The sequence below is a fragment of the Photobacterium sp. genome (assembly GCF_057456235.1).
In genome coordinates this window covers 402,784-426,159 of record NZ_JBVCPH010000001.1, presented here as the reverse complement: position 1 = coordinate 426,159, position 23,376 = coordinate 402,784, and the positions used below count along the sequence as shown (strand labels likewise).

General features: G+C 46.1%; 16 protein-coding genes and 1 pseudogene. 8 read left to right on the top strand and 9 right to left on the bottom strand.

Translation table 11 applies throughout. The features are described 5' to 3' along the window. Positions 1-75: 75 nt before the first annotated feature. Together AC2204_RS01810 and udp are read left to right on the top strand one after the other, a co-directional pair. Complete coding sequence (locus AC2204_RS01810) at positions 76-2,577, top strand: zinc/cadmium/mercury/lead-transporting ATPase (RefSeq protein ID WP_318923643.1); 2,502 nt, start codon at positions 76-78, stop codon at positions 2,575-2,577. Between the two features lie 356 nt (positions 2,578-2,933). Beyond that, a complete protein-coding gene (gene udp, locus AC2204_RS01805; RefSeq protein WP_318923642.1) occupies positions 2,934-3,701 on the top strand; it encodes a uridine phosphorylase in 768 nt (255 codons plus the stop codon). Between the two features lie 272 nt (positions 3,702-3,973). Here the strand turns inward: udp and AC2204_RS01800 are convergent, their stop codons facing one another. Continuing rightward, positions 3,974-5,140 (bottom strand): Card1-like endonuclease domain-containing protein, encoded by a 1,167-nt coding sequence (locus AC2204_RS01800; RefSeq protein ID WP_318923641.1) that lies wholly within the window; start codon positions 5,138-5,140, stop codon positions 3,974-3,976. Between the two features lie 480 nt (positions 5,141-5,620). Between AC2204_RS01800 and treR the strand changes: the two genes are divergently transcribed. From treR to treC, 3 genes are all read left to right on the top strand, one after another. Then, the gene (gene treR, locus AC2204_RS01795) at positions 5,621-6,571 is read left to right on the top strand and encodes a trehalose operon repressor TreR (protein ID WP_318923640.1); all 951 of its coding nucleotides are present in this window, start codon (positions 5,621-5,623) and stop codon (positions 6,569-6,571) included. Positions 6,572-6,801: 230 nt separating this feature from the next. Continuing rightward, the gene (gene treB, locus AC2204_RS01790; RefSeq protein WP_318923639.1) at positions 6,802-8,241 is read left to right on the top strand and encodes a PTS trehalose transporter subunit IIBC; all 1,440 of its coding nucleotides are present in this window, start codon (positions 6,802-6,804) and stop codon (positions 8,239-8,241) included. Positions 8,242-8,332: 91 nt separating this feature from the next. Then, positions 8,333-10,015, top strand: coding sequence for an alpha,alpha-phosphotrehalase (gene treC, locus AC2204_RS01785; RefSeq protein WP_318923638.1), 1,683 nt, complete (start codon positions 8,333-8,335; stop codon positions 10,013-10,015). A 131-nt stretch (positions 10,016-10,146) separates the two neighbouring features. Here the strand turns inward: treC and AC2204_RS01780 are convergent, their stop codons facing one another. From AC2204_RS01780 to AC2204_RS01760, 5 genes and pseudogenes are all read right to left on the bottom strand, one after another. Beyond that, positions 10,147-11,022 (bottom strand): DMT family transporter, encoded by an 876-nt coding sequence (locus tag AC2204_RS01780; protein ID WP_318923637.1) that lies wholly within the window; start codon positions 11,020-11,022, stop codon positions 10,147-10,149. Positions 11,023-11,024: 2 nt separating this feature from the next. Beyond that, positions 11,025-12,999 (bottom strand): annotated as a pseudogene (locus AC2204_RS01775) (dipeptide ABC transporter ATP-binding protein). A 14-nt stretch (positions 13,000-13,013) separates the two neighbouring features. Beyond that, a complete protein-coding gene (locus tag AC2204_RS01770; RefSeq protein WP_318923634.1) occupies positions 13,014-13,937 on the bottom strand; it encodes an ABC transporter permease in 924 nt (307 codons plus the stop codon). Between the two features lie 21 nt (positions 13,938-13,958). Then, complete coding sequence (locus tag AC2204_RS01765; protein WP_318923633.1) at positions 13,959-14,927, bottom strand: ABC transporter permease; 969 nt, start codon at positions 14,925-14,927, stop codon at positions 13,959-13,961. Between the two features lie 59 nt (positions 14,928-14,986). Further along, positions 14,987-16,567: an ABC transporter substrate-binding protein gene (locus AC2204_RS01760; protein WP_318923632.1), complete on the bottom strand. Its 1,581-nt coding sequence runs from the start codon at positions 16,565-16,567 to the stop codon at positions 14,987-14,989. Positions 16,568-16,903: 336 nt separating this feature from the next. Between AC2204_RS01760 and AC2204_RS01755 the strand changes: the two genes are divergently transcribed. Genes AC2204_RS01755 through AC2204_RS01745 form a run of 3 tightly spaced genes read left to right on the top strand, consistent with a single transcriptional unit; the run spans position 16,904 to position 20,289 of the window. Continuing rightward, positions 16,904-17,593: a GntR family transcriptional regulator gene (locus tag AC2204_RS01755; protein WP_318923631.1), complete on the top strand. Its 690-nt coding sequence runs from the start codon at positions 16,904-16,906 to the stop codon at positions 17,591-17,593. 12 nt (positions 17,594-17,605) lie between these two features. After that, the gene (locus AC2204_RS01750) at positions 17,606-18,793 is read left to right on the top strand and encodes an amidohydrolase family protein (protein WP_318923630.1); all 1,188 of its coding nucleotides are present in this window, start codon (positions 17,606-17,608) and stop codon (positions 18,791-18,793) included. A 14-nt stretch (positions 18,794-18,807) separates the two neighbouring features. Continuing rightward, complete coding sequence (locus tag AC2204_RS01745) at positions 18,808-20,289, top strand: chlorohydrolase family protein (protein ID WP_318923629.1); 1,482 nt, start codon at positions 18,808-18,810, stop codon at positions 20,287-20,289. A gap of 265 nt (positions 20,290-20,554) precedes the next feature. Here the strand turns inward: AC2204_RS01745 and nagA are convergent, their stop codons facing one another. Genes nagA through AC2204_RS01730 form a run of 3 tightly spaced genes read right to left on the bottom strand, consistent with a single transcriptional unit; the run spans position 20,555 to position 23,273 of the window. Beyond that, the gene (nagA, locus tag AC2204_RS01740) at positions 20,555-21,694 is read right to left on the bottom strand and encodes an N-acetylglucosamine-6-phosphate deacetylase (protein ID WP_318923628.1); all 1,140 of its coding nucleotides are present in this window, start codon (positions 21,692-21,694) and stop codon (positions 20,555-20,557) included. Next, on the bottom strand, positions 21,694-22,575 hold the full coding sequence (locus tag AC2204_RS01735) for an N-acetylmannosamine kinase (protein ID WP_318923627.1): 882 nt from the start codon (positions 22,573-22,575) through the stop codon (positions 21,694-21,696). The genes nagA and AC2204_RS01735 overlap by 1 nt, the downstream gene beginning before the upstream one ends. Further along, positions 22,572-23,273 carry an N-acetylmannosamine-6-phosphate 2-epimerase gene (locus AC2204_RS01730; RefSeq protein WP_318923626.1) on the bottom strand — a complete coding sequence of 234 codons (702 nt, stop codon included), beginning with the start codon at positions 23,271-23,273 and terminating at the stop codon, positions 22,572-22,574. Before AC2204_RS01730 ends, AC2204_RS01735 begins: the two co-directional genes overlap by 4 nt. Between the last annotated feature and the right edge of the window lie 103 nt (positions 23,274-23,376).

Genomic DNA, 23,376 nt, shown 5'->3' with positions numbered 1-23,376 from the left:
ATTACTCAAAGGTTTATAATTATCACATTGATAAGACCTATTATTGTGTAATAACAGCGAGCAAGGAGAATCACAATGTGTGCTCAATGTAATAAGAAGAAACCTCATATTCATACCGTAAAACCAACCGCAGCTAAATCAAGTTCGGTACAGGTTGTCGCCGCCATGGCAACAGAGTGTTGCAGTATGGGCAGCACCTATGTTGCGTCGAGCGATGAAACCGGTGATGAATCAGGCCCAGACGATCCTGCTTCCGGCCATAAGTTGACTGTTCCACCCTTTGGAGGGGTAATTAAGTCTAAGTCAGGGACGTTGTCGTTGTCATCTGCGGCTGTTTTCACCCCCATACCTGATCACTCAGAATCACTTCCGTCAATGGAAAAGTGTTGCAGTACAACCAATGGTTGCTCTGATCAGTCTCTCTCTTTAGAAGACCATCAACATCCAGAAGCGCAATTAATTCAATCAAATTTAGGTCACAGCCAGAGTTGGAAAATCCTTGGTATGGATTGCCCTAGCTGTGCCAGTAAACTGGAAAAAGCGCTGCTCACTATTATTGGTGTTGAGCAGGCAAAGGTTATGTTTGCGACAGAAAAGCTGGTGGTAAATTGCCAATCGGCATCACTGGCCGCAGAGGTTGAAGCCAAGGCATTAGAAACGGGTTTTAAATTAGTGACAGGTAGAAAGATCCAGGAGCAGGAAAAGCCCGGTTTCATCAAGCAGTACCTGCCGGTGATTATCATTGCCCTGATGATGCTGGCTTCATTCTTAATTAGCCGCAGTTCAGAACTCTATGGTCAGCTTGCCTTCACGCTAACGACCGTTTTGGGGCTGCTCCCCATCGTAAAAAAAGCCGTTAATTTGACAAAGTCGGGGACACCTTTCTCGATTGAAACCCTGATGAGTATTGCGGCTATTGGTGCGTTGTATTTAGGCGAAACTGCAGAAGCCGCCATGGTATTGCTGCTTTTCTTGATCGGCGAACAACTTGAAGGGTATGCATCATCACGTGCACGCAGCGGGGTAAAAGCCCTGATGGATTTGGTACCTGAAGAAGCGACCGTGCTCTACCCTGACGGGACGAAAGAAAGAGTCGCAGCGGAAGATCTTAATAAGGGGGATGTGATTGAGGTTGCGCCGGGAGCACGCTTACCGGCTGATGCCCAACTGCTCGATATTACCGCGAGTTTTGATGAAAGTGCCTTAACGGGCGAATCGGTACCGGTCGAGCACCTGCCGGGTGAGAAAGTGATGGCGGGTTCACTGGTGGCTGATAAGGTTGTGCGCCTGAGCATTATTTCAGAGCAGGGTGATAATGCGATTGATCGCATTCTTCACTTAATTGAAGATGCCGAATCCCGTAAAGCGCCGTTAGAGCGATTTTTAGATCGTTTCAGTCGATGGTACACCCCGGCAATGATTGTGCTTGCGGCACTGGTTATTGTGATCCCACCGGTGCTGTTTGCTCAATCGTGGCATGAGTGGATATATCGCGGTTTAACCTTATTGCTGATTGCCTGTCCTTGTGCATTAGTGATTTCTACACCGGCAGCGATTACATCAGGCTTGGCCGCTGCCGCTCGCCGTGGTGCCTTGATTAAGGGCGGGGCCGCATTAGAGCAGCTCGGGCATATTGGCACGATTGCGTTCGATAAGACGGGAACCTTAACCCAGGGTAAACCTGTGATGACCGATCTAATCTGTTGGGATGGTAACGAAGAGAAATTACTTCGCCAGTCAGCAGCCGTCGAAGCAGGATCATTGCACCCGTTGGCCATTGCGGTAGTTAAGGCTGCGCAAGATCGTGGAATGAGAGTAACTGAAGCCGCTGAGCGTGAAGCACTGCCCGGGCGTGGGATTCAAGGTGTGATTGACGGTGAGACTCTGCTGCTTTGTGCGGCTGATCGTTTACCTCGGTCTGTGGCATTAACAGCTGAACAACACGCGCAAGTGATGTCACTGGAAACCGAAGGTAAAACCCTGGTTGTTGCATTGCGTGATTGCATTGCTGTGGGGGTGATCGCATGGCGAGATAACCTGCGGGATGATGCTGCCAATACCATTAAAGAGCTTGAGCTGATGGGGATCGGGTCAGTGATGTTAACCGGAGATAACCCCCGGGCTGCCGCGGCTATAGCCAAGGAGATAGGCATCGATTTTCGCGCCGGGTTATTACCTGCTGACAAGGTAAAAGAAGTACAAACCGCCAACGAAAATGCCAATGTAGCAATGGTAGGCGATGGTATTAATGATGCCCCGGCAATGAAAACAGCGTCGATCGGTATCGCCATGGGTGGCGGTACCGATGTCGCGCTGGAAACGGCAGATGCGGCGCTCACTCATAACCGTCTGTCGGAGCTTCCGATGATGATTGAACTGTCTCGTGCCACGCTCAGAAATATCCGTCAGAATATTGTTCTGGCGTTAGGATTGAAAGGCATCTTTCTGGTAACGACTTTGCTGGGGATCACCGGGCTGTGGGTTGCGGTACTGGCCGATAGCGGTGCAACGGCGCTGGTGACATTGAATGCATTGCGTTTGTTGCGCTTTAACCCCAAAAGCCGTTTGGCTGAATAACCGGGTATAATACGCAGAATTATTACGACAAAAAATCGGTATCACCTATTCTTATATCTCTCGTTGATGGATAAAGGTGATGCCGTTTTTTTAATTTAATTTGTGAGAAAGGACAACAGCAAACGGTTAGGTGTGACGAGCATCACATTTGCGTGTAACTAGTAAAGCGTTTCATTTTTCTATATGTGACTTTCGTCACTTAAAGTTGTGATTCTATCCGTTATCGTTAACTGGTGTTTTGAGAGTATTTATCTTTTTATAATATAGGATGAATACTGCCTAAACATTAAAATTAGTTTAAAGCCACGACCTCTGACTTCCCTATACAGAGTGGCAAACAATAAAAGGATATGACTATGTCTGAGACTACAGTTTTTCATTTAGGTGTGACAAAAGCGGATCTTAATGGTGCGGAACTCGCAATTATTCCAGGAGATCCGGCACGTGTTGAAAAGATCGCAAATCTGATGGATAACCCTGAGTTTCTAGCAAGCTCACGTGAATATACGCTTTACCGCGCCGTTTTAGATGGTAAGACTGTGATTGTTTGCTCTACGGGTATTGGCGGTCCGTCAACGTCAATCGCGGTTGAAGAGTTGGCGCAATTAGGTATCCGTACATTCCTGCGTGTTGGTACAACAGGCGCGATTCAGCCACATATCAATGTGGGTGATATGATCGTATCAACAGGTTCTGTACGCCTTGACGGTGCGAGCCTGCATTTTGCTCCAATGGAATTCCCAGCCGTTGCCGATTTTGATGTTGCGACAGCGATGAAAGCTGCAGTTGAAGCAGAAGGTGCAACAGTACACACAGGTGTAACGGCATCGAGTGATACTTTCTACCCTGGTCAGGAGCGTTACGACACGTTCTCAGGTCGTGTTGTTCGTCGTTTCCAGGGCTCAATGAAAGAGTGGCAGGAGATGGGCGTTCTGAACTATGAAATGGAATCAGCAACACTGTTAACGATGTGTGCTAGTTCTGGTCTGCGTGCCGGTTGTGTTGCGGGCGTTATCATCAACCGTACTCAGAAAGAGATCCCCGATCATGCGACGCTGAAAGAGACGGAAGCACGCTCTATCAAAGTGGTCGTTGAAGCTGCTCGTCGCATGCTAGCAGAGTAATTCTTATTACTTGTTTTTTGCCCTGATCTCTTTATCGGAAGTCCTCATTTATAGTTATAAACTCAGGGCTTCTTCTTCGACCTCAGGACAACTAACGGCGTACTAAGAACCACTTCAGGATATGTGCTGGAAGCGCAAAAATCCTATGAGTGATCTCACCATTCAAGATGAAAACCGGTACTAATGTACCGGTTTTTTTGTACATATAGAAAGAGTAAAGAAAGTACAAAAAAGGTCGTAATTTCGACCTTTTTAAATGAACCGTTGCTAGTTTACGCAATATTATGTGACTGACCACCGGCATCTTTCAGCCAGTTGTGAAGGTGGGTTTGCAGATCACCGAGTTGATCCGGACCAATGATAGCGAGGCCTAAATCCTGGGCGCGGACTAAATCATGATGACGCAGTGGACGGAAGCTCACCAGCATTGCACGAGCTTGCAGACCGCCTAATAAATCACGCAGTGATTCCAGCTTGTAGAGCGTGTCGTCACCATCATCACGCATACCTTTAGTTTTACACTCAATAATGTGCAGCTTATTATTTACAACAGTTGCGACATCCAGCTCATTACGGACTTCACGGTCTCCGATCTTACGGTAAACCTGAACGCCTACTGAGTGATCCTGAATGGTTGGCAGTTCATTTTGAATTGCACGAACTGTGCTGTGCACCAGATTTTCCAGCCATTCGCCATTCGCGAAACGACGTGCGTCTTCATGCTTGAAAATCAAAATGCCTTTTTCGTAGGTTGCCAGTCCGGTATCCTGCAGATCGGCAATTAACATGCCCAATTCTCTATAGCCTTGTTGCTTTTCACTCAGGGTAACATCAAGCTTCTGCTCTTTACGGCAGGTGGTTGCCAGGTAGTTCAGCGTTGCTAATCCGGGCCCCAGTTCCAGTGCCGATCTTGCCCAGCGTTGTCCCAGCTCCCAAAGCTGATTGTTGAGTGAATCCGGTACTGTGGTTGCTGGCAACTCACTTCTTGCACCAAAAATAGTGAGGTAGTCAGCCAGTTGAATTCGATCTTCAACTTGTTGTTGTTTACGATCTGACGGGTAGAGCCAGCACATTTCGTCACTAAAAGGTTCGATGACATAAATAGGCCAATGAAAAGAGCGGAAAACCTCATACGCAGAAAGCAGGCGGTGACGTAAACCACAGCTCGCGTTAAACCAGACTTCAGTCTGGGTTTGTCTGAGTTTATCTGCTAACTCGTTGAGTCGTTGACGAAGGCTAATGATACTGATGGAATCAGGGATCGGGAAAAATTCAACCTCAATATCTCTGGGTGTCAGTATTGATGCCAGGCGCTCGTACTGCTCTTTCTGGCTTGCCGTGCCGATAAAAATCATTTTATCGGCCGGAATTGCGTGATCTAATAACGGGGTAATAAGTCTTACGGGGTCTTGGTCTATAACGCCAACATGAGTAATCATAAAAATCCTTAATGCCTTCCCCGAATGAACAGGGTTTGATAGTTCTTGTGGGCACTAAAAGGCAAAAAGAATAAAGGATGCCAACACAAGATTATTAAATCTATTTATTTAGACTAAGATATGGGTATTGAAAAACAGTATTTCAATGCAATATCCATAATCATCTTCAAATAATTGCACAAAATCCAATATATCTGAAATATCTCTCTTTTTTGTTTGCTGTGTGTCAGTTTTATGTGGGTTAAAGTCATTTTTTGCTTGTAGTTATTTTAACCAGAGTTGTTACTAAATATCTGCAATCGTGGTGATTATGTAACTATTTAATTAAGACTCCTTTTAGGTGTCTTATGGGTATAAACTCAGCGTATTCGTGGTGAAATCACGTTCATCTAAAGGTTTTTTGATGTTAGGAAGGAAATTGATTGAAATATTATTGCTGAGAGTGACAATAAAGACGTTTATCTTAGCCTGAACTTATTTATGACTAAAAAGCTCACCATTCTGGATATTGCTAAATTAGCCGGGGTTGGAAAATCCACGGTTTCTCGCGTGTTGACCAATGATCCTAAAGTCAAAGCGGCCACCCGTGAAAAGGTTGAGCAAGTGATCAGAGATTCTGGCTTTGTGCCGTCAAAGTCAGCACAGACGATGCGAGGAGGCAGCACCAAAGTGGTCGGAATTATTCTGTCTCGTCTCGACTCACCGTCTGAGAACAGAGCGGTTAGCGGCATTTTGGATGTTATTTATGCTGCTGGTTATGATGCGGTGATCATGGAAAGTCAGTTTAGTGCCGAGAAAACCAATGAACATTTAGCGGTTTTACAGAAGCGTAATGTCGATGGTGTGATCGTGTTTGGTTTTACCGGCTGTGATTTAACGGCGGTAGAAATGTTACAGCATAAAGCTGTTGTTATCGCCGTTGATACTGACACGATTTCATCGGTCGGGTATGACAACCACGGTGTCATTGAGCTGGCGATGACGCATTTACAGCAACAAGGTAAACGCGAGATCAGTTTTGTGGGAGTCGATCCAAGTGATAAGACGACCGGGCAGATGCGCCTGAATGCCTACCTGACCTATTGCAAAGCGGCTGATATTACTCCGAACTATCAGACCGGTCAGCTCAGCCATGAAAGTGCCTACGCGCTGACTGATAGTGTATTGACCCCGAAAACAGAAGCCATCGTCTGTGCCAGTGATACCCTTGCGCTGGGTGTTGCAAAGCGCCTGCAGGAATTAAACCGCAGCGATGTGGTGGTGTCGGGGGTCGGGGCAACCGATTTGCTCTCATTTATTTTCCCCAATACTTTCAGTATCGACCCCGGATATTTTGAGGCGGGTAGAGCCTCGGCAAACTTGCTGATCAGGCAGCTGTCCGGTCTGTGTGCGATAACTCATCTGACGCAGCAAGCGACTCTGTCTTATTAACCCTTAAATTAAAACGCGATCAGCTAAAAGTCATCGTTACCTTCTATTCTGATAACGTGTCGGGAGGTTTTTTTGCCCGCACGGTGTGAACTCTTTCACGGTTTGGGAATGTTCCCATTTTGTTTCTGTCACTCTTTTGCCATTATCATGACTACGAGTGGGAACATTCCCGCTAGGCGGGAACACTAAACAACGATAAGTACCTTTCACAACATGAGATGGACAACGGTATGAGTAAGATAAATCGGCAGCACATCGAACGCTTGGTTGAATGCATCGGCGGTGCTGACAATATTGCCAGCGTAAGTCATTGTCTTACCCGACTACGCTTTGTACTAAACGATACGGATCTGGCAAAGGTTAAAGACATTGAAGCCATTCCGATGGTGAAGGGCTGCTTTACCAATGCGGGTCAGTTTCAGGTGGTGATTGGTACTGAGGTTGATGACGTTTATAAGATCCTATCAGGCATGACAGGCAATGCAGCTGCATCGAAAGATGAGGCAAAAGTTGCTGCCCGCCAGAATATGAGCCTGCTTGAGCGTAGCATTTCCCATCTGGCCGAAATTTTTGTTCCTCTGTTACCTGCGATAATTACCGGTGGTTTGATTCTGGGCTTTCGCAACGTCATAGGCGACATTCGGATGTTCGATGGTAAGACGTTGGTTGAAATCAGCCAGTTCTGGTCGACAGTGCATTCTTTCCTGTGGCTGATTGGTGAGGCGATCTTCTTCTTCCTGCCGGTCGGGGTCTGTTGGTCCACGGTGAAAAAGCTCGGCGGTACACCGATCCTGGGTATCGTTCTCGGTGTCACCCTTGTTTCACCACAATTGATGAATGCCTACCTGATCGGCAAACAAGTGCCCGAAGTCTGGGACTTTGGCTGGTTTGTGATTGAGAAAGTGGGGTATCAGGCTCAGGTTATTCCTGCCATGCTGGCGGGTATCGCCCTGGCAATGATTGAGACGAATCTGAAGCGGATCATTCCTGCCTACCTGTATTTAGTCATCGTACCATTTATTTCGCTCATTCTGGCTGTGATTCTGGCGCATGCCTTTATTGGTCCGTTTGGCCGGGTGATTGGTAATGGGGTGGCCTATGCGGCGAAAATTGCAATGACCGGTGACTTTGCCGTGCTTGGCTCGATGATCTTTGGCTTCTTGTATGCGCCATTGGTCATTACGGGGATTCACCATACGACCAATGCCGTCGATTTGCAGCTAATGCAGGATATGGGCGGTACACCGATCTGGCCTTTGATTGCATTGTCTAATATCGCCCAGGCTTCTGCCGTTGTCGGTATTATCTGGATCAGCAAAAAACACAATGAGCGTGAAATATCAGTCCCTGCAGCAATTTCGGCCTTCCTTGGAGTAACAGAGCCTGCAATGTACGGGATCAACCTGAAATACAAATTCCCGATGTTAACTGCGATGATTGGCTCTGCCATGGCCGCTGCGATTTGTGGTAGTGCCGGCGTGATGGCCAACGGCATAGGTGTCGGCGGTCTGCCGGGCATTCTGTCTATTCAACCACAGTACTGGATGGTGTACCTCGTTGCCATGCTGGTCGCGATTATCGTCCCTATTGCCTTAACGCTGGTACTTTATAAGCGCGCACAGGCCAAGGGACAGATTGAGGATTGTGAGCAAACACCGCAAACCATTTAAAGCTTCAGAATGGGATAGACCAAGCGGCTGGGCTATCCCCGTTTTATATAAGCAAATTTTCTTTTGAATCAATTTTCTGTGAGTAACAAGCATGATGACAGAACAACAGGAATGGTGGCGTACTGCGACTATTTATCAAATTTATCCTAAAAGCTTTTGTGACAGCGGAAGTCAGGGTACTGGCGATATTCAAGGGATCATTTCTAAGCTCGATTACCTTAAAACGCTGGGTGTCGATGCCATCTGGTTAACCCCAATCTACTGTTCGCCAATGGTCGATAACGGCTACGATATTTCTGACTATTACAATATCAATCCGGATTTTGGCACCATGGCTGATTTCGACCAGCTACTGGCCGAGGCGCATGAACAAGGTATCCGCATTGTGATGGATATCGTGGTAAACCATACCTCAACCGAGCATGCGTGGTTTAAGTCGGCGCTGGGTGATAAGCAAAGCCCGTATCGTGATTATTACATCTGGAAAAATCCGGTTAACGGTCAGGCCCCAACAAACTGGGAGTCTAAATTCGGCGGCAATGCCTGGGAGCTGGATGAAGCAACCGGTCAGTACTACCTGCATTTGTTTGCTAAAGAACAAGCCGATTTGAATTGGGAAAATCCAAATGTTCGGGCCGACGTGAAAGAGGTGATCAGTTTCTGGGCGGAGAAGGGCGTAGACGGTTTCCGCCTGGATGTGATCAACCTGATTTCCAAGCAACAAGACTTTCAGAATGACGATATTGGTGATGGTCGCCGCTTTTATACTGATGGCCCGCGTGTTCATCAATATCTGCAGGAGATCAGCAAAGCGGTATTCCAGCAATACGGATCGGTAACGGTCGGTGAAATGTCATCAACCACGCTTGAACATTGCCAGCAGTATTCGTCGCCTGACGGTAAAGAGCTGTCGATGGTATTCAACTTCCACCACCTGAAAGCCGATTATCTTGATGGCGACAAATGGACTAAAGCGCCGTTTGACTTTCTTCAGCTTAAGCAAATATTCAGCCACTGGCAGCAGGGGCTGCACAACAAAGGCTGGGGGGCGTTGTTCTGGTGTAACCATGATCAGCCACGGGTGGTCAGCCGCTTAGGTGATGATCAGCAATACCGTGTCGAATCGGCGAAAATGCTGGCGACCTCGGTGCATATGATGCAGGGCACACCATACGTTTATCAAGGCGAAGAGATTGGTATGACCAATCCGGGGTATACCTCAATTGCGCAGTACCGTGATGTGGAAAGTACCAATATGTACGACATCATGGTGAACCAGCAAGGTGTGAGCGAAGCCGAGATGCTGGCTATTTTAGCGCAAAAATCCCGTGATAACTCACGGACGCCAATGCAGTGGAATGGCCAAGAGCATGCCGGGTTTACCCAAGGTCAGCCATGGCTGGAAGTGGCGGCGAATTATCCTGAAATCAACGCCGAAAAAGCGGTGGCGGATGACGGTTCCGTATTCCACTATTATCGTCAGCTGATTAAATTACGTAAAGAGTTAGCCGTGATCACAACCGGTGATTACACGGATCTAATGCCCGAGCATTCGCAGCTGTTTTGCTATCGCCGTCAGTCTGATAAGCAAACCTTAGTTTGTATCAATAATTACTATGGTCAGGAAACCGAATGCCAGTTGCCAGAAACGCTTAATGTTAAACAAGGGCGGTATATTCTGGGCAACTATGCAGATTATCGCCAGCAAGACCCCAGCCATCACCTGGTACTGAAACCTTATGAATGCCGTGTCTTGTTGATTGAACATAATTGATATCAACCGGTATATCCAAGTGACTCAAAGGTGCTCGCTGAGCACCTTTGAGTCATCATTAAAGAAATCAAGCCTCACCAATGAATATGGATACATATTCCAATTCCAAGCGACGACAGAACCTTCGATATTTATTCATAATTGATCGTCGAAGTCGATTTTTTCGATATCTCTGTTGAAACTTGGATACCTAAAAGAATAATGACGGCTCCGACGACTGTGAGTAAATCCGGAAGTTCAAAGAAAAACAAATATCCCCATGCGGTTGAAAAAATAAGGCCAGTAAATAAGCCAATGGAAACGCTGCCTATGTCTCCACTTTCAAGTGAGCGGTTGTTAAACCAATGCCCCAGCACGTAACACAAGGCAATCAGCATACAGATAACGGTTACAGCCAAACTGGGTGAGGTCCATACCGGTATGGTTAACATTGCGATCATGGGCAGAGTAATAATGTAGTGGTTATAGAGCACATCTCCAGGCGAATCTGTATCAAGTAGCTTCTTCACAAACAACCAAGAACCAGCATTAAATACTGAATAGCACAACATCGCTATCACACCTATCGTCAGTGGCATATAGCTTGGGCGCAAAATGATTAGCACACCGATAACGCTTAATAAGCAGGCCGATGCCTTAGCTATCGTCATTTTTTCTTTAAAGAAATAAACAGCAAGCAATAACATCAGGATCGGACTAATAAAGCTGATGGCAACGGCATTAGCGAGAGGGAGTAACGTCACACCATAAAAAATGGTGATTCCTGCGGCTAAATCAATCACAGAACGGCTGATATAGATTTTTGGCTGACCTAACTTCAGTCGCCGGCTCTGTTTCCCCCGGCTTAAAAGCAAGAAAAACAACCCAAACAGATAGTTCAAAAAGAGGATCTGTAAGGGGGGGATTTCCCCGCCGGCGTGTCGAATGAATGCCCCTCCCAGAGTGAAAAAGCATTGAGAAATAAGTACATAAAGCAACCATGAGGGTAAAGCTAACTTATTTAGCACAATTACACCGCTTGATATTCACAGTGAACAATGTGCTCTTTTGCAATTGTTCGCTTGGTTGGGAAACTCTGCTTACAAGCCACTGTCACATTATTACAACGAGGGTGAAACGGACAGCCAGAGGGAGGATTAATCGGATTAGGGACTTCACCTGACACTGGGGTTCTGGCACGATTAATTTGGCTGATATCCGGGATTGAATCCATCAACATCGTGGTATATCGATGCTGAGGATGGTCGAAAATACGGTCAACCGGGCCAGATTCGACTAAATTCCCCAAATACATCACGCCAACGCGATCAGAAAAATGTGAAATAACAGACATGTCATGACTTATAAACAGATAGGTTAAGTCAAATTCGTCCTGCAAATCCTTCATCAGATTGATAATTTGAGCTTGAACTGAAACATCGAGTGCTGATGTTGGTTCATCACACACCAAGAACTCTGGCTTTCCTGCCAAGGCACGGGCAATGGAGATGCGTTGCCGTTGACCGCCTGAAAACTCATGGGGGTACTTCGCCATATCGCTAGCCCCCAAGCCAACATAACCCAGCATTTTGGCGACTTTCTTTCTGGCTTCACTGGCCGTATTAACGAGGCCAAAGGCGTGTAGCGGTTCGGCGACAATACGTTCCACCGTCCAACGCGGGTTCAAACTAGCAAAGGGATCTTGGAAAATCATTTGTGATTTTCTGCGGATCATGTCTCGTTCCGCTTTGGTTGCCATGGCCAGATCGATGCCGTCATAGATGATCCGACCACTGGTCGGTTTATATAACCCGACCAGTAACCGGGCGATAGTCGATTTACCGCAACCAGATTCGCCTACAATACTGAAGCTTTCACCTCGGTTGATCTCAAAAGAAACATTTTTTACCGCTTTCAAATACGACTTGGGTTCATTCGAAAGAAGTCGGTTTAAAAACCGTTTTGACACATCAAATTCGATACTTAAATCTTCAACTTTAACTAATGGCTCGGTCATTTTATCTGTTCCTTAATCAATACAGATGGCAAGCGATTTCAGCACCATCAACTACCTTGGTTTGCGGCACGGTTTGTTTACATTCGGCTGTTGCGCGTTCACAACGAGGGTGAAATGAACAGCCATCAGGAATTGCATTTAACCGTGGCATTGAGCCATCAATTTGATATAAGCGTTCTTTTCTGTGACCAATTTTTGGAATAGCTGCCATTAAACCAAGCGTGTATGGATGGCTTGGCTGTTGGAGCACTGTTTGTACCGGACCACATTCAACAACACGGCCGGCATACATGACGGCTACGCGATCACAGATTTCAGCAATCACCCCCATATCATGAGTGATGATCATCACTGACGCACGGTGTTCTGCACAGAGCTTTTTTAGAAGCTGCAAGACTTGTGCCTGTACGGATACATCCAGTGCTGTCGTGGGCTCATCGGCAATGATCACTTTGGGTTCAACACAGAGCGCAAGGGCAATAACCACTCGCTGGCGCATTCCGCCGGAGAACTGATGTGGGTAATGATCTATCCGCGTTTCTGGTGCGGGGATCCCAACTTCTTGCATCAACGAAATCGCTTTTTCTCTCGCTTGCTCTTTCGATAATGGTAAGTGAGTTCGGATCGTTTCTATCAGCTGCGCTCCGATCGTCAGTACCGGGTTTAAGCTCGTCAGTGGGTCCTGGAAAATTACACCGATCTCTTTGCCACGAAGTCGATGACGTGATTCTTGATCCAAAGTATCAATACGCTTTCCTTCCAGATAAACGCTACCGCCGACAATTTCCCCGGGACTTTCTAGCAAACCGGTGATAGCTGAACCGGTGAGGGATTTTCCCGCACCTGATTCTCCGACAACACCTAAAATCTCACCGGGGAAAATACGCATATTAACATCTCTCAGTGCCGCTAAATCGCCCCTTCTGTTGACGAAGTTAACCGATAAGTTATTGACTTCCAGAGTCGGTTTCTTATTTTCTTGTGTCATAATATGTTACCAAATCAGTTTAGTTTCGGGTTCAGAGCATCGCGTAACCAGTCGCCAACAATGTTGACCGACAGAGCGAGCAAGACGAGCATTAATGATGGGAAGAACACAACCCACCATTGGCCAGAGAACAGGTAGGAATTACCTTCGTTAATCAAAGTGCCCAATGATGGCTGATGAGGAGGCATTCCCACGCCGAGAAAAGACAACGTGGCTTCGGTAAGTATCGCCAGCGCCAAATGCAGTGTTGCCAGCACCAGTAAGGGGCTTAGAGTATTGGGTAAGATATGAGTAAACATGATCTTAAACGGTGCAACGCCCATCACTTTCGCCGCTTGCACATATTCTTTATTTTTTTCCAGAAAGACGGAGCTGCGTACAGTCCGGGCATACTGCATCCAACCGGTTAAGGTAATCGAAAATACGATGATATAGAGCATCATGTCATCATGATAAGCCTGAGGCAGAATCCCTCGTGCGACCCCGCTCACCAACAGCGCAAACATGATGGTGGGGAAACTCAACATGGCATCAGAAAAACGCATGATAAAGGCATCAAGCGCACCGCCCACATAGCCGCTGAGGATCCCCAGCGAAACGCCTAATACAGCTGACATGGCAACACTCATAAAACCGACGATGAGCGAAATTTTTAAGCCGTACAGCATTAAGGAGTAAACATCGCGCCCTTGAATATCTGTTCCCAGGAAAAAACGCCCGTCTCCATCTTCGATAAAGGAAGGTGGCAACTCTGAATCCATTAAATTAAAAGATGCGGTATCAAACGGATCATGAGGGGAAATCCATACTGAAAATATCCCAGAAAAAATTAGGATGGTTGCGATGGTAAACGCAAACACGGTTATCTTTGATTGTCTAAATTTATAGACGAAATCAGTATCCCATAACGCATGGGCTTTTTGAGCGAAAGCAGTCATTAATAATCCTTTAATAATGGTTTAAGCGTGAGATTTCATTCGTGGGTCGATAATGAAATACAACATATCAACTAATGTGTTTAAGCAAATAAAAATAAATGAAATGAAAACCAAATACGACGAGATAACTGGAATGTCGACATAGTTAATCGCCTGAATAAATAACATCCCCATGCCCGGCCACTGGAAAACGGTCTCGGTTACAATTGCAAACGCAATAAGACCACCAATTTGTAACCCCATGACGGTTACAACAGGCAACAATGAGTTTCGCAGCGCGTGAACATAGTTAATACTGCTCTGCTTAATACCTCGAGCTTTAGCAAATTTAATATAATCTGTGCGCAGAACTTCCTGCATTTCTGAGCTGATCAGGCGCATAATTAACGTTACTTTGAACAAGCACAGTGAGAGTGCTGGTAAAATAATCGAATGCCACCCAGATGTTGTTAACAAGCCGGTTGTCCAGCCGCCGAGGTCGACCACTTCGCCACGGCCATGTGATGGGAATATCCCAAGCCAAACCGAGAACACAATGATCAGCAGTATTCCGGTGACAAAGCTGGGCAGAGAGACACCAACCAAAGACCCAACCTGTACAGTACTCGTCAACCATTTGTTTTTACTTAGTGAAATCCAAATTCCTAACGGGAAACCAATAAGAATAGAAAGCACAACCGCCACAAAAACAAGTTCTAAAGTTGCGGGGATCCTTTCCATAATTAATTTGAATACATCTTCTTGATTATAATATGAAATGCCAAAGTTACCTGTGGCCATATTCTGAACAAAACGAATGTATTGCGTGATAACGGAGTCATTAAGTCCCAGTGACTCTCTTAATGCATCTCGCTCAAATTGTGTGGCACTTTCAGCCAGCATGCCATCAACCGGATCACCGACAAATTGAAACATTACAAAGGCAATCAAGGCAACAGACAACATTAATATACTGGCTTGTATTAGCCGGCGAAATAAGAAGGCAATCATATATTCACACCAAAAAATTAGGGGGAAATAAGGGTCATGACAACCCTTTCCTTGAGTGGTTATTTAAAGTTTCCATACCATAAACGCGGTACATTATCTGGTGCTTGTGGCAGTTCAAAGTGTTTAGAAAGAACCCAAGCAACTGGCTCATGGTGCAGCGGAATATACGGCAGATCCAATTGGGACTGGTTTAATGCCGCGGCCATAAGCTGTACACGTTTACCGTGATCTAATTCGAGCGCAGATTCTTCAATCAAACGGTCAACTTTGGTATTTTTATATTGTGGAATATTGAAAGCACCATAGTTGTTATTATCCTTAGAGTGCAGTAGTTGCACATTGATACTGTGAGCATCAATCAGAGGAAGGTTTGCCCAGCCTATTACCGCAACATCCGTTTTATGATTATCGCGTACCTGGGAGTAGGTACTGCGAGGATGAATGTTGAAATCAGACTTGATCCCCACTTTCGACCAAAACGTTTGTACAGCCTGACACCATTGCTCGGCATTCAAGTAAGCACCTTGTACACAGTCGAACGCTAACTTAAAACCATCGGGATAACCGGCTTCCGCTAACAGTTTTTTCGCTTGCTGAGGATTATAACTGAGTGTGATCGCTGATTTTTCGTCGTAGCCAGCAATTGCAGGTGCAACATAATGGTTCGCCACTGTCGTCATATTTCGCATGATTTTCTTAACGATGGCATCACGGTTAATGGCCATAAACATCGCCTGGCGAACACGCAGATCTTGAAGTGGATTGGCCCCGTTTACGTTACCTGCAATTAACGTGTCAGACATATTTAGCGACAGATAGTCGACCCGTAAAGACGGGGTAACTAACACTTTTAGATCTGGATTTTTTTCAATACGAGGAAGATCTTGTAATGGAACATCACTAACCAAATCAAATTCACCTGCCATTAAGCCGGCAAGGCGGGTTGCAGGTGATTTGACTGGACTGAATATGATTTTGTCGATGTTGTGCTCAGCATTCGCGGTATTCCACCATTCGGTATTTTTTTCCAGTACCATTTCTGCGTCGCGGCGGCGGCTGACAAGTTTGAAGGGACCGGTACCGTTGGTGTTATTTGTTGCGTAGCCTTCTGTCCCTTGAGACATATTGGTTGGCTGTAGGGCGTTATGCTCTTTTAACCACTCTTCGTCCATCATTAACACACTGGTTAATTCATTCAGACTAATCGAGGATTTATTATTAAGAATAATCTCGACAGTGTATTCATCAATTTTTTTTGCTTCTTTAATGGTTGAAACATTTCCTCTTACCCCTGAATCTTGGTGGGTGACTCGAGCAATAGAGGCCACAACATCATCAGCATTGAAGCGATTGCCATTGTGGAACTTAACATCTTGTCTTAAAGATAAACGTAGTGTTGTGTCATTGATAAATTCCCAGTCTGTCGCCAGTACGCCTTCCATTTGAAGCTTGTCATTCCACTGGATCAATGCTTCGTAGATATTATTTTGAAAACTCAGTGCTGAGGTTGAAGCAAATGCATAAGGATCCAGTGTCGCAATATCAGTTTGTGCCGCCCAGCGAACCACATTCTCAGCTTGTGCGCTGTAAGCAAACGTTGCCCCTAACAGCAGGGTTAGTGCCTTCTTACTAAATTTCATTCTTCTTCCCTAAAGTCCGTTATATCACTCAGAAAAAATCAACCATGTAGGATACAACCTCAAGCAATAACGGAATTTTAACAACATTCCACCAACCGCTGCCATTCAGTATCTAATTGATATATATAGTAAAGTTAAAGGTAACCTTCAAGGCTTCAGCCCTTTTTGATCACAATGTCATAATATATTGTATACAATATATGTCAATACAGAATACAATATTGTTAGTTTATTGGTTACAAAGTGAAGATTTATAAAGTATTATTTGATGATGGTTGTTAAATTTATCCGTCGGTTTAACGTTTGAGTTATGCATTTTATTGGTAGGCGCTAACTATGAAATTCTCTCTTTCAAAACATGAAAATCCTGTTTCTGAAGTGTTGCGGCTTGCTATCCGTCAAAAGAAATTACTTCCAGGCTCTCGGCTTAAAGAAGCGGAGCTTGCCACAGCCTTTAACCTTAGCAGGACAAAAATACGAGAAGCGTTGCTGCAATTGGCTCAGCAAGGGCTGGTGCATATTGAACCTAATAAAGGCGCGGTGATCCCGGTATTTTCTGAATTTGAAATTCAAGATGTTTTCTGGTCGCGGCAGGTGGTTGAAAGGGCAATAGCTGAACGCTTGGTAAATACTTTCACCGTTGAGATAGCAGAGAAGATTCAACAACACATCATGCTGGAGCGTGAAGCCTATGATAAAGGGGATCGGCTTGAACTATTACAGCTCTCTGGCGATTTTCATATCTTGCTCGCAGAGCTTGCGAACGTCCCGCTATTAAAAAGCTTTCTTCGTCAGCTCATCGATAAAAACAGTTTAATCCTATCTCATTACGAAATAATGGAGGGTATTAACTGCAGTATTGTAGATCATCCAAAGATCTTAGCTGCCTTTAAAACACGACAATTAGAACAGGTACTTGCCATCACGGATGAGCACCTTTCGTTCATCAAAGATAGTATTTACGAACCGCTACGCAGTAATCAACAAGGGATTGCCGATGTACTATCCCAATACCTCAATCCATAGGAAGGAAAAAAAATGAATAATTTGCTGATCAAAAATGTTCGCCCTTTTGGTAAGGAAAGCTCGGATATTTTGATCCTTGACGGGAAAATAGAAAAAATCGCACCAAGCATAACGGCTGTAACGCCAGCCACTGTGGTTGATGGCGGAGGAAAATTGGCACTGCCCGGCTTTATTGATGGTCATGCCCATATCGATAAGTCGCTATGGGGAATGGATTGGTACGCGAATGATGTCCCCAGTGATCTGGAAGGTATCATTACTAATGAGCGGAATTTCAGAGCCGAAAATCCTTTCTCACCACAAGAGCAATCTGAACGTGTATGCCGCCAAGCAATCAGCAAGGGCACCACGCACATTCGTACCCATATTGATGTTGATACTGAAATCGGTCTGAAACATATTCAGGGTGTTCTTGAAACCAAAGAAAAATTGAAAAATCAGATTTTTATTGAAACAGTCGCGTTTCCACAAAGTGGGATGTTAGGACGTCCAGGAACCGTCAATTTAATGGAAGAATCCTTGATCATGGGGGCTGATTTAATCGGCGGGATTGATCCTTCCTCATTTGAGCGCAATCCGGTTGAACATATTAACACCCTATTTCTTCTTGCGGCGAAACATGGAAAAGGGGTAGATATTCACCTGCATGAACCGGGTACATTAGGGGCGTTTTCGGTTGAACTTATAATTGAAAAAACCAAGGAATATCAACTTAATGGCAACGTCACTATCAGCCATGCTTTTTGTTTAGGCGAGGTAGATGCTGACTATCAAGCACGGCTTGTCGATGGTTTAGCCACCCAGCAAATTCACATTGCCACCACGGCGCCAGCAAACAGAAACCTTCCGCCGTATGAAATGTTGAAAGCGGCAGGCGTAAAAGTGACCGTCGGTAATGATGGGATCCGTGATACGTGGAGTCCGTACGGCAACGCCGACATGCTACAGCGAGCAATGCTTATGGGGTTAAAATATCGTTGGCGTAAAGATCGTGATCTTGAACAAGCATTATACGCCATCACCCAAGGCGGTGCCGATGTGTTAGGGCTCACTAACTATGGCCTTAAAAAAGGAGTTGAGGCCGATCTCGTGCTGCTCGAAGGCCAAGTTGCTATCCAGCCGATCATTGACCAACCCGTTGATCGTACGGTGATCAAAGCTGGGATGGTTGTTGCGGAAAACGGTGTGTGTACTTTTTAACTTAAGAGGCAATAATGGCAATCACAAAGTTAAAAGGAAAATACGTTATCGGTTATGAGGACAGCAGCCACCAGATTTATGAAAATGGTGAAGTTGTCTTTGAGTCTGATTCGGTCATTTTTGTCGGTCATAACTACCCTTATCCGGTAGATCAAACCTATGACACCGGCAATAGTATTATTGGGCCTGGGTTTATTGACCTCGATGCACTCGCTGATCTTGATTCGACGGTGTTGGCATTTGATAACCAACCCGGTTGGAAGAAAGGCCGTATTCCTGCCAGCACATGGCAACGAAGAGAAACGTATACTAATGCAGAACTTGATTTTAGTAAAAAATACGCTTTTGCCCACCTGTTATTAAACGGAGTGACAACGGCATTGCCTATTACCTCTATTCTTTATCGGGAATGGGCAGAAACGTATTCGGAATTTATGCGGGCGGCGGATATCGCTGAGGATATCGGGATCCGCGCCTATTTAGGTCCTGCGTATATGTCGGGCCATGCGTGTGTTGAGCCTGATGGTTCGTTTAAGATGCGGTTTAACGAAGAAAAGGGGATGAGTGGATTGCATGATGCAGTGCGCTTTGTTGAACAAGTCAATCAGGGCTATAGCAGCCGCATACAAGGAATGTTTGCCCCAGATCGGATTGAAGGGTGTACTCAATTACTGTTGGCGACGACCGCAGAAGCCGTGCAAGATCTCGGGTGTCCGGTTCGGCTGCATGCATGCCAGGGACAGTTTGAGGTTGATATGGTTGAGCAACGCTTTCCTGGCCTGTCATCACTCGATCTGATCAGCCAAAGCGGTTTATTATCATCGCATTTACTGATGCCTCACGCACAATTCTTAGGTGGTAAGGAGCCTACTTCAGAAAGGGTTGACCAAGAATTGTCGATGTTTGCCGAAGCGGGTGCCAGTGCCGTAGTTTGTCCGTTAGTCGCGGGTCGGCATGGGAAATATATTGATAGTCTGACTAAGTTCAAAGCCAAGAAAATCAATATTGGCTTAGGTACCGACACCTTCCCGCCGGACTTTATTCAAAATATGCATATTGGCACAATCTTAAGCAGGGTAACGGAAGGTGACATCGCCGCTGCCAGTGCTGCTGATTATTACAATATGGCTACTATTGGTGGTGCCGATGCTATTGGCCGCCCGGATTTAGGTCGGTTGTGCAGAGGTGCCAAAGCTGACATTGTGATATTTGACTTAAATTCAATCCATACCGGGCAATGTTTTGACCCGATCACTACCTTAGTGATCAATGGCAACGGGCGCGATGTCAAAGGCGTGTTTGTCGACGGTGAAATGGTAGTTTGGGATCATCAACTTGTAAGGCTCAACCTCGATTTATCAGCGTTACATTATCAAGCCCAGCAACAATTTAATCGTTTTATGGATACCTTCCCTGAACGTAGCCATAAGCATCCACCTCGTGATGAAATATTTCCCCCCTCTTTTCCGTTACATCGACACGAACCTTTCCGCTAACCTGGAAAGTCTTCGCTTCTTCTCTACTCGAGTCACGGCTGCCGCTGGCTACGAAAACGAGTGGAGACAGGCGAGGCGGCTGTCTCGGATAATCACCAAGAACCACAAGTGTACTCATTTACAGGTCCATCCGTCTGCCAGGGAGTAACATTGCTCCCTGGCGGGCATATCGATTGTGTCGCAAATTCGTCGATGTTCAAGCGACTTTTCGTCTGTCAGTTAAAGCGCCGCCGCTCATGCTGCAAGCAAGGTAATGTGCTTTCCGTTAGTGTGTAAACTGACCATCGACAAGCACCTCTTCAGCGAGATACTGATCATTGACAATGGTTACAGATGCCCGATAGCCTGGTTTAAGTGATCCCAGCTGACTGTCCAGATTCAAGGCCTGGGCGGGATAGGTTGAAGCCATTCTAAATGCCTCAGACTCTTTAACTCCCCATTGGATAAGGTTGGCAACAGATTCATCCATCCCTATGTGGGCTCCGGCAAGGTTGCCCTGCGCGTTGACCAATTTCCCGTTTTGTACCGAGATGGTTTCATCGTTGAGCATAAAGCTACTATTTTCACTGCCGACGGATGCCATAGCATCTGTAATGACCAGCAATTTACCTGCAGGCTTGATTCGTTGGCTAAGCAGCACATTCTGTTTAGATACGTGAATGCCGTCGGTGATGATAGAGCACCAGGCTTTATCTAGTCTCAGCGCGGTTCCGACAACTCCGGGCTCCCGTCCTTCGAGAGGAGACATTGCATTAAACAGATGGGTAAAGCCGTCGATGTTAGCGGTAATGTCCGAGGTGAAATCGGCCGATGTTGCATTACTGTGTCCGCATGAAAGGAGTATGCCTCTTTCTTTGAGCCATGAGATCGCCTGGCTGCTGACTTCTTCTGGCGCCAAAGTAATTAAGGTCGTACCTGTTTTAAGCCACGGTAACTGTTCGAGAGCTTGCTCGGAGGGGGTATAAAAGTGCTTGGAATCATGAGCCCCTTTTTTAGCAATACTTAGCCAGGGACCTTCAAGGTGAACACCTAACACACCGGGTACGTCATTGGTTAATGCGGTTTGAGCCGCCTTTAGTGCTTGAGATATCTTTTCGGCAGTATCGCTGATAAGCGTTGGCAGCAGATAAGCGGTCCCATGTTTCCGGTGTGCACGGCAGATGGTATCAATGCCATCTGCTGTAGTGATTTGATTAAACATCACGCCACCGCCACCGTTTACTTGTATATCAATAAAACCTGGCACAACGGTTCCATCTGGATAGTCGGTGACTTCCGCTTCGATAGGTAGTGAAGCCGTAGGGATAATCGAGATAATTTTATTATCTCGCCACAATAGGGATGCGTCAGAATGAAAGCTTTCTCCATCGAAGATACGCTTGGCTGATAGTGCTCTGAGCGTCATTATTGCTCTCCCGGCATTTTATGTGAGTAAAGATAGGCGGCCCCTAGCAGGCAAGCGTCATGATTGCCATTCGCTGGTAACAACACAACTTGAAAAGGCAGGGGCTTAGATTGGATGTATTGGTTCACCCGGTCCAAATAACCGCGGGCCAAGCCGATGCCGCCACCCAGAACGATGACATCTAAATCGAGTGCGGCCTTTAAATTCGAACATAATGTGGCGACAGCCTTTGCGCTGTCTTGAATGATTGCTTCTGCGTCAGGATCGGCTGGAGCCAACTCGAATAACGTCTGATTACTGATTGATGGTGATAGTTTTTGTTGTACTTGCTTGTGGATCGCGGTGCCAGAGGCCATCGCTTCGACACAGCCTGTCTGGCCGCAGCCACATTCGATGCCGTTATGATCTATGACCATATGGCCAACGTGACCTGCAAAATTTGTCTTCCCTGTATGCAGTTTTCCATCGATTACCAAGCCTCCGCCAATTCCTGTTGAAACGGTAATATAGGCCATGTTGTGGTAATCGCCTTCAAGGCATTGATACTCGTACCATGCGGCTGCCTGAGCATCGTTGAGCATGGCAACAGGTAAACCGCTTAGCTCTTGCAATGCGGTATGAAGTGGAAAAGGCGTAGGGAAGGCCAGTGTATCTGGATTGATGGCGGTAATGCCAGCGTCTGTGACGAGCCCTGTGGTTGAAACACCAATGCTATCGACTTTATCTAGCCAGGGCTGGCACTCAGCAAGTAATTGCTGGGCAAAGGCTATTGCAGATCCCACTGAAGGTGTTGGAATTTGTTTACGCTCTGTCATTTTTCCTTGCAGCACCAAGCCAAGCGCTATTTTTGTACCGCCAATATCGAGGGCTAAAACATTCATGAATGTGCCCCTGCTGTCTGTGTTGCTTGGTTAAACCAACCGGTGACGACTTCCAAGCGAGTCAATGCTGAACCCACGGTTACCGCAACGGCACCACATTCGATTGCTTTGGCCGCCAGCTCCGGAGTATTAAACCGACCTTCCGCCATAGTAAAGAATCCGGCCGAGGAAAACTGTTTTACCAGTTCAAAATCAGGGTCTGTTGGTGGTTCATCACCCACGTAGCCGGACAATGTTGAGCCTATGATGTCGATACCATGATCATGAGCCCACTGGCCATCTTCATAGCAGGAGCAGTCAGCCATTGCAAAACACTCGGATCGGATAATGGCATCGGCAATTGTTTCGCGTGTTTCAGGACGGACGCGTTCGGTTGCATCAAAAGCGATAATACTCGCGCCGGCTTGCTCCAGAGCTTGAACATCTTGGGTAAATGGTGTGATCCGTACGGGGCTGTTTTCTAAATCACGTTTCACAATACCGATAATGGGTATATTAACCTGCATGGCAACGGCTTTAACATTTTCGACACCTTCGATACGTAATGCACGTGCGCCTGCTTGCTCTGCGGCCATTGCCATCGCGACGATAAACTCGGTCTTTTCTAGCGGGCTTCCTGCTACGGGTTGAATGGAAACAATAGTCTGTCCATATAAAACCCCCTTTAAATCGCTGATAGTTATTGAATTATCTCTCATGGCTGGCCTCATGTAGTCGGTTTTATCACGGAGGAGGGATCGTCTTAACTGACACTTATATTCATCTAACGGCTAACTTAATTGATAGTGTTGTGAATTATTG